The sequence below is a fragment of the Campylobacter sp. JMF_08 NE1 genome, assembly GCF_027737875.1.
In the GTDB taxonomy this organism is placed as follows: domain Bacteria; phylum Campylobacterota; class Campylobacteria; order Campylobacterales; family Campylobacteraceae; genus Campylobacter_B.
The window spans coordinates 375,372-382,893 of record NZ_JAOVUC010000001.1 but is presented as its reverse complement, the minus strand read 5'-3'; the positions used below and the strand labels follow the sequence as shown (position 1 = coordinate 382,893).

9 protein-coding genes and 1 pseudogene are annotated in these 7,522 nt (G+C 31.2%); all 10 read right to left on the bottom strand.

Annotated features, from left to right (window positions below; all coding sequences use genetic code 11):
* Window positions 1-204, bottom strand: a pseudogene (locus OFN91_RS01945) (HP0729 family protein); the annotation flags it as partial.
* A gap of 1 nt (window position 205) precedes the next feature.
* Window positions 206-1,210: a patatin-like phospholipase family protein gene (locus tag OFN91_RS01940; RefSeq protein WP_270873059.1), complete on the bottom strand. Its 1,005-nt coding sequence runs from the start codon at window positions 1,208-1,210 to the stop codon at window positions 206-208.
* Between the two features lie 10 nt (window positions 1,211-1,220).
* On the bottom strand, window positions 1,221-2,129 hold the full coding sequence (locus OFN91_RS01935; protein WP_270873058.1) for a hypothetical protein: 909 nt from the start codon (window positions 2,127-2,129) through the stop codon (window positions 1,221-1,223).
* 10 nt (window positions 2,130-2,139) lie between these two features.
* Window positions 2,140-4,239 carry a dynamin family protein gene (locus tag OFN91_RS01930; RefSeq protein WP_270873057.1) on the bottom strand — a complete coding sequence of 700 codons (2,100 nt, stop codon included), beginning with the start codon at window positions 4,237-4,239 and terminating at the stop codon, window positions 2,140-2,142.
* Between the two features lie 409 nt (window positions 4,240-4,648).
* Window positions 4,649-4,918, bottom strand: coding sequence for a hypothetical protein (locus OFN91_RS01925; RefSeq protein ID WP_270873056.1), 270 nt, complete (start codon window positions 4,916-4,918; stop codon window positions 4,649-4,651).
* Between the two features lie 82 nt (window positions 4,919-5,000).
* A complete protein-coding gene (locus tag OFN91_RS01920) occupies window positions 5,001-5,465 on the bottom strand; it encodes a hypothetical protein (protein ID WP_270873055.1) in 465 nt (154 codons plus the stop codon).
* Between the two features lie 120 nt (window positions 5,466-5,585).
* Window positions 5,586-5,864 (bottom strand): hypothetical protein, encoded by a 279-nt coding sequence (locus tag OFN91_RS01915; protein WP_270873054.1) that lies wholly within the window; start codon window positions 5,862-5,864, stop codon window positions 5,586-5,588.
* A 150-nt stretch (window positions 5,865-6,014) separates the two neighbouring features.
* Window positions 6,015-6,488: a hypothetical protein gene (locus OFN91_RS01910; RefSeq protein WP_270873053.1), complete on the bottom strand. Its 474-nt coding sequence runs from the start codon at window positions 6,486-6,488 to the stop codon at window positions 6,015-6,017.
* Between the two features lie 64 nt (window positions 6,489-6,552).
* Entirely contained in the window at window positions 6,553-7,056 is a 504-nt protein-coding gene (locus tag OFN91_RS01905; protein WP_270873067.1) for a WYL domain-containing protein, read from the bottom strand.
* A gap of 161 nt (window positions 7,057-7,217) precedes the next feature.
* Window positions 7,218-7,475 carry a hypothetical protein gene (locus OFN91_RS01900; RefSeq protein WP_270873052.1) on the bottom strand — a complete coding sequence of 86 codons (258 nt, stop codon included), beginning with the start codon at window positions 7,473-7,475 and terminating at the stop codon, window positions 7,218-7,220.
* Window positions 7,476-7,522: the final 47 nt, after the last annotated feature.

The following is a 7,522-nucleotide window of genomic DNA, read 5'->3' as shown; positions in this document are numbered from 1 at the left end:
ACTCAAAAACAGCTGGAAATAGGCATTTGCGTTCGTGCTATTATAAATTTCGTTTAGGGCGTCTTCATCTAAATTTTGCATATCCCTATCCTTGGCTCTAACCTTGCCAAATGCGACCTTGCCTTTGCTAAGCAAAATTTTTATATGTTCTTCGATGACATTTGCCTTGAAATATGGGTTGTAAAGGATTAAAATATTTTTCATTTTACAACTCAAATTTGTTGCCAAATAGTCGGTTTTTAGCGCGTTCTAGCTCCAAATCAGCCATATCGGCTCTCATTTTTTGCTCTAACACATCTTTTAATTTTTCAAGTTCATTTTTCGTGTCATTATATCCACACTCTATCCACTCGCTTATTTTTTCAGGCTCAAAGGCCACTAAATCTTTAAATTCAAACTGAATTTTAGGGCGAATTTCAAAAATGCAAGAATTTTTGTATTCATTTTTATTAAACAAACTTCCGTTTGTTAGATGACAAACAAAGATTATATCGCAATTTTCATTTTCTATAAGTGGTCTTATCGGCGTATTGCCTTTGTCTGTGATACCGCCGTCGCTGTATTTTGCACCACAAATCTCTTTTGCTTCGAATATCAAAGGCAAACTAGCAGAAGCCAAAATTGCATTTATTTTTTCATCATCGCTTAAAGATTGTATATGAAAATATTCATTTATATCGTCGTTCGAATAATCAAATTTATCGATTATAAAATTAGTCAAATCTCTTTTCCAGCCGTCGCTTTTAGTAGCACAAGTATAAAAAGGAATTCCGTTTGCTAGTTTTTGCGGCGGTGCGTATTGCTCTAAAATTCCACCTATTTGATTTGTTTTAAATACGCCGTCATCGCCACTTTTAAGTAAATTCTTAAAATATTCGCCAACAGGTGTAAATAAAAACTTCGCCCCTTTTGCAATTTTAAGCTGTGGCGAAAAAAGCACAAAAAGTTCTGCTATGCTTATCATACCTTTAAATACTGCTTTTTCGTTTAAATTTTTTAACGCTATGGGGTTTAGATTTTCAATATCTCGCCAAATTTTTTCTATTTCATCTATACTCATACCAGCCGAACACAATGCCCCGTTTAACGCACCTATACTTGTTCCACTTATTGCATTTGTCGTTATACCAAATTCATTTAAAGCCTTTAAAAAGCCAACTTCATACGCACCTTTTGCTCCACCACCTGACAAAACTACGCCACATTTCATTTTAGCCCCTTTAAAATCTCAAATTTTCATCAACAGCAATTTGCAAAATCCTATCATAAGTCATAAAATTTGCAATATGTTTTTCTTTTTGTATATTTTTTAAAATTTCTTGCTCGTTATCATGTTTGGTTAAAATTTCAATCAAATTTGAAATTTGTGGTCTTAAACCAAGCTCTTTTAGTCCATCATAATGTCTAGCTGAGATTAGTCTTAGTGCTGTTTTATCTGTCTCGTTTAAATTTATACTTTTGATAAAATTTTCATCTAAAACCATTATTTCATCTTTTTCTATACCTCTATACCTTAAAGCTTCTTGCATTTCATTTATAAGATACCTTTTTAACTCGTTTTGTTTTTTATCTTCTATGGTATCGTAAAATGCGCCAAATTCGCCGTCGGCTAAATTCCTAAGCATCATATAAATTTGTATAGGCAAAGGAAAATCAGCGTATATAATATTTGCTTTGAAATCAGATATATTTATATTAATATTATCTTTCGCTTCTAAAAATTCTATTCTTTTGGTATTGTTTTTCAACCAAGCCTTATGATCTTCTAGTGTATTTTTTATTTGTTTTATCTCGTTTTCAACCAAAGCAAATTTATTTTTTATGATTTCTTCATCATTAGCCAATCTGTCAATTGTCTGCATTAAGTAATTAGAAATTCTAGTTACCCTAACTTCGTTTTTTTGTTGCAATTCAAAAAGATTTTTTATATCGTTGGCAAAATTTTCGTTGATTAAATCCTGTCTTCGTTTGCTTTCGCCGGTAATAGCATCCTTAAAACGGCTTTTAAAACTGCTTTTACTTTTTGAAGTTTCTATCAAATCCGAATTTATAGAGTAAGAATTTGATAAATTTATCAAAATTTTATATTCATCGATATGGTTAAAGTCTCTTAATTTTAAATTTTTCATAATTTTTCTCCTAATATATTTTTATTCTTTGCATAAGCTCTTCGTAATACTTTTCACAATCATTAAGTTGCGATTTTTTCATATCTTCATCACTATCTTTGTCTTTAAACTCGCTTTCTTTTATCTCTAAATATGTAGCGATTTCCACGCGTAAATCTTTAAATTTATTTTCTAAATTTTTGATTGTTGTAGTGTTGTATTCGGATAGATATTTTTCCATATTATCCAAATTTTTATCAAATTTAGCGATTATTTCATCTTTTGCCTTTTCTTTGCTTAATTCTGTTTTGCTGTGTTCCGTTCTACCACCAAGTCTAAGCCACCTTTTAATCTTTGCCCACCATCCATCGTCATCTGTCCAATATGAACGAGTTTGTGTAACCTTAACATCTGTATCAAACTTGATTTCATCTAAATTTGGCAAGTCTAGTTTGATATTTTTTCCCAAATTTTCTCTGATATTTTCTATTTGAGGATTACTTTTTTGTATGTCATCGTTTAAATTTTCCCACGAAACATTTAATGTATTTTTATATTCATTATAAAATTGTTCGTTAATCTCTTTTAATCTATCTTCAAAATACGATTTTAACTTTTTTTTGATTTCATTTTCAGACATACTCTTTTCAAAAGTTTCATCTATAAATTTAAAAATGTTCTCCAACTCTTCATTGTATTCATAACCATGGGCAGAAGATACAAAAACTTCTTTTGTATCTTTTTTTAACCACTCTTTTGCTTTGTCTGAGACCGGTAAATTATCTACTATCTTGCTACTCTGCCTTTTATTGTAATCTTTTTTTTTAGTTTTATACTTCGATAAGGTTTGACTAGTTTTTTCCAACAAAATATCTAAATCCTGTTTAAATCTGTTAAATGTAGCATCTAAATTTTTATCAAGCCCCTTTTGGTTCTTTTTAATTTCATTTAAGCTTTTCTCTATCTCTTCTTTATTTTTGACACTGTTATCCTTAGAAATTTCTATAAAATTTCCAATTTTTTCTAAAATCCCATTTACCTTTTTAAGTGCAAAATGCACTATTTTATCGTCGGTATTTTTTAACGAAATTTGTAATTTTTCTCTCAATAAATCAAAATTTGAACGCTTTAAATCTTTTTTAGCCGTATTTTCGTAATTAGAACTATCTTCATATATCTCATCTATCTGTTTTATTTTTTCATAATCAGGTTTAGATTTTTTTAATTCTGCTAATACTTCCTTTGCTCTTTGGGCAAATTTACCTGAAAATGGCAATATATTGTCTTTATCTATCTTTTCATTTAAAATTTTATAAATTTTATTTTTTATTTCTTCTTCGTCTTTATCTTTCTTATCCGTTAGAGTATCTATTTTATTTGCAATGATTAAAAATGCTTCTTGGTTGGCACTTACTATTTCTGTTTGAGCTATAAACTCATCAATAAGCTCGTTGTCGCTATCCTTGCTAATGCTAGTATAATCAACAACAAGCACAATTTTTGAAGATTCTTGCAATTGCTCTTTAAAAATTTTGTTTAAATGAGTAGCAATGCCTTTTTCGTTAGCTCCTGGTGTATCGACAAATGTAATAGCACAATCGTAGCTTAAATCAAACCCTATATTAAAATCTAAATAAATTCTAGGAAAATCGCTAAATTCCAAACCGTTAAAAAACTCATCAATCTCATCTTGGTTTTTATCATTCAAAAACTCTCTAAAAGCTTCGTTTAATTTATTTAAGAAATCATAAATTTCACTTTCGCCCTTAACTGAACTTTTTTGAAAATTAACTAAATTTTTAAATTTATTATTTTTAATCTCCAAAATAGGTGTCGTTTGACCTTTTTTATAGGTTATCAAATTTGGCAAGGCTGTTTTGGCTTCGTGTTGCGTAGGGTTTAAATTTTTATCTAAAAATAGATTTATAAGCGTTGATTTTCCTGCTTTTACAGAGCCTAAAAATGCTATAACATACTCGTTTCTTTCTAGTTTATCTTTCTCTTTTTGTAATGGTTTTATGAATTCTGCGATTTTAGGGCTATATTTTTCATATTTTTGTGCCAACTCTATCACACAATCCAAAATTTTTTCAGTTTCGTTTTTGAGAATTCTCAAATCACATTTTTTCACATTTTCTCCTTTATAAAATTTTTACTTCATCTTATGGTTTTTTCATTTATCAAAAAGCGTTTAAAGCAAACTTTTTCCACCATTATAAATCCCCATATAAAAAACAATCGACTTTTCATCTTGTGAATTTTCTAGTTTTTCTACAAGGTTTCTTTTTTCGTCAATACTCAAAACAAATCCTTTTTTTAAAAATTTAAATTTTCAAATCTTTCATCAACCATACTCACAACAATCGCTGTGATTTTATAGCCTTATCGTTAGCACTGCACCACAACCAACGCTCAAAATAAACCGAGTATTTTTATGTTTATTGTAATTTTTATCTACCCTCCCATTATTGAAATTTCACATTTTTTCAAATTTTGATTATTTGTCGTGTTATGTAATCAAAACAAATATATTTGAATATTCAAAATTTTGCGGACTTAAATAAGCAATTACATTTTTTGCGTTTGCGGAATAAAATACCAACACGCTCTCCTGTTCTGCCCCCACACACAGGACATATACCCGAACAATCTATAAATTGCACCAAGAATTTTGCCGCGATATTTTTTGAACTCAATTTATCTAAATCTGCACCACATTTCAGGCAGTTATGATGGGCATTTATACACACTCCAATATATCCGCATTCTGGGCATATATACTTTCGTTTTTGCGGTTCTATAAAAAACATATTTTATCCTTTGCCAAATCCACTTTGATTTTATTCATCGGTAATAAATAAAATTTGCAAGAGCCAAAGCCCTTGCAAATCGCTATATTTTGGCATTGACCCACTGCATGCTACTCCAATCTAGTTTAATGCCAAATGCTATTTTTTTCGTATCGTCATTATCAAATGCATTTTTTTGTATTTGATAACTATCTCTGACTTCTTGGACAAGCTTTCGAATTTGTGCGATTGTCAAATCAATTTTTTGATTTATTTCATCACTAGCCTCTTTTTTCGCGCAAAGAAGCTTGCCGATATTTTCACTAGCTTTTGCTTCCATGTTTTCCAAATATACCTTATAACTCTCAACTGCTTTGGCAAATTTATAATAACGCTTCCTTGCTAGAAATGGAGTTATTAGCGGTAAATTAATACGCGCAGTCCAAGAAAACCACTGATAAGGAATTCCGTGCAAGCTACAATTAAGCATATACAAAGTTGAGCCGAAATTTAAATCCCAAATCTCTTTTTTAAGAGCGTCGCAATCTATAAAATTTTTTGTTTTCATAATTATTCCTTTCGTGTTAAAAATATCTACCAGCCGTAGCACCACAACCAAAACCCAAAATAAATTTAAACATTTTCGGTTTTTCGTAAAAAAGTTAAATTTCTTTTTAACTTTAAAAATTTATTTCTTATCTATATCAAATTTATCTTCGCCACATAATTTTTTCCATCGTTGTTCCATTTGTTCTATTTTTTCCATTTGTTCCACAGATCGTCTTTCCATTTCTTCTAATTCTTGCAATAGCTTCTCCTTTTCTTGTAAATGTTTCTTTAATTCACTCATTGACTCTTCATCTTCTGCTATTTTCTCTAATTCATTCATTACCTCTTCCGCTGGTAGATTTGTCAAAGCTTCTAATTCTTCTGGTATAAATTCCATATTTTTTAATATTGTTTTCATATTGTTTTCCTTTATAAAATTTACTTTTTTAAATCTTTCATCAGCAATACTTGCAACAATCGCTGTGAATTTATAGCTTTTATCGCTAGCACTGCACCACAACCAAAACCCAAAATAAATTTAAACATTTTTCATCCTTTTCATAAAAATTTATAGCACCTTACGCAACTTTTGCAGCCAAAATTCTTGCTCTGCTATATTCTCAAATCCCATTTCAATAAATATTTTTTCTATTTGAAATCTAATCTCTAATCGCCAAATTTGCTCCCTGATTTGCTCTTTAATCCTCCTAATGTTTTCTGATATTATGGGATAATCATCCGCCAATATATCGATGGCATGTATAACTTCCTCGTGCTTATCGTAAAAATCGCTTGCAGAATAATCCCAGTCAAAAAGGTCGTAAGTCGAGGCTATTGATATTTTAACCCCATATTCATTGCAAATATGAATATAAGTTTCGTATGGCAAACAAGAATACCTCAACACTTCCGCTCGTAAAATTTCGTAAATTTTAGGTTTTATCTCTTTGATTTTTTCTAACAAATCCTCTTTTTTAGATAGCTTTGCTTCTAGTTCTTTTATTTTTTCCTTTATACTTAGGATAATTACCAATTCACTCATTTTTCATCCTTTCGTAAAAATTTATAGTATTTTACGAAACTCTTGCGACAAGGTTTGTCGTTTCTCATAAATTTCCGCCATTTTTTAGATAATCTTGCAAAATTTTTTCAAATTTGCTTTGCAAATTCGCTGGTTCGATGATTTTGATATATGGTAGGTAGAGTTTTGCGAAATTTAAAATTTCATCTTCAAACGCCGCCGTTACGGCAAGTGTGGCGAATTTATCATTTTTATCAATAAAATTTTGCGTGATGAAAAATTTTTTGCGCCCAAGGTATGCAAGCGCAGTATTATCCACGCGCAATCTCGCACTCACTGGGCTTTGCGAAAACCAGTGATTTTTGTTTTCTTTGATTTGGGCTAGTTTTTTGATTTCTGGCGAAAAGGTTTGCTCCAAAACATCTAAATTTGAAATTTTCTCAAATGTAAAGGTTTTTAAAACCCTCATTTCATCGCATAGCACATACCACACCCCAAGGCGGAAAATAAAGGCATAAGGCTTTGCGGTGCGCTCCTTGCCAGAGTAAGTGAAATTTAAAATATTGTGATTTTTGATAGCGTAGCAAATCTCCTCAAAATCCCTTTTGAGCGTGGAATTTGGGGCAAATTTGTCAAATTTGGCGTCGATTTTATAAACGCCGTTTAGCAGGTCTGTGATTTCTTCGCTTCCAAAGCTAGGGAAAATCTCGCTAACACCTAAATTTCGCGCTAGACTAAGCGAGCAGGTATCTAGAAACCCCCCCCAACGCAGTTTGCGCAGTTTGCGCGGATTTCGCCACCACTCTTTGCAAACTCGAATCCGTGATTTTGTAGCGTCTTCATATCGCGTTTGAGCGTATCTGCGCCCACGCCTAGCTCTTTGCTAAGCTCGCTAAGAGTGAAGCTTTGCGCACTAAGTGCCAAGGTGCAAAATTTCGCCATGCGATAAGCGATATTATCACGGGTTTTGCCTGAGTTTTTTGCGTAAATTTCTAAATTTTTTATCATATTGCTTTCTTTTGGGGTTATAATAAAATCTTATTATAACCCCCACA

What these genes read in the sequence shown, in the direction of transcription:
- OFN91_RS01920 (WP_270873055.1), bottom strand. Translation starts at nt 5,465, where the DNA reads ATGAAAACAAAAAATTTTATAGATTGCGACGCTCTTAAAAAAGAGATT.
- OFN91_RS01925 (WP_270873056.1), bottom strand. Translation starts at nt 4,918, where the DNA reads ATGTTTTTTATAGAACCGCAAAAACGAAAGTATATATGCCCAGAATGC.
- OFN91_RS01935 (WP_270873058.1), bottom strand. Translation starts at nt 2,129, where the DNA reads ATGAAAAATTTAAAATTAAGAGACTTTAACCATATCGATGAATATAAA.
- OFN91_RS01915 (WP_270873054.1), bottom strand. Translation starts at nt 5,864, where the DNA reads ATGAAAACAATATTAAAAAATATGGAATTTATACCAGAAGAATTAGAA.
- OFN91_RS01940 (WP_270873059.1), bottom strand. Translation starts at nt 1,210, where the DNA reads ATGAAATGTGGCGTAGTTTTGTCAGGTGGTGGAGCAAAAGGTGCGTAT.
- OFN91_RS01900 (WP_270873052.1), bottom strand. Translation starts at nt 7,475, where the DNA reads ATGATAAAAAATTTAGAAATTTACGCAAAAAACTCAGGCAAAACCCGT.
- OFN91_RS01910 (WP_270873053.1), bottom strand. Translation starts at nt 6,488, where the DNA reads ATGAGTGAATTGGTAATTATCCTAAGTATAAAGGAAAAAATAAAAGAA.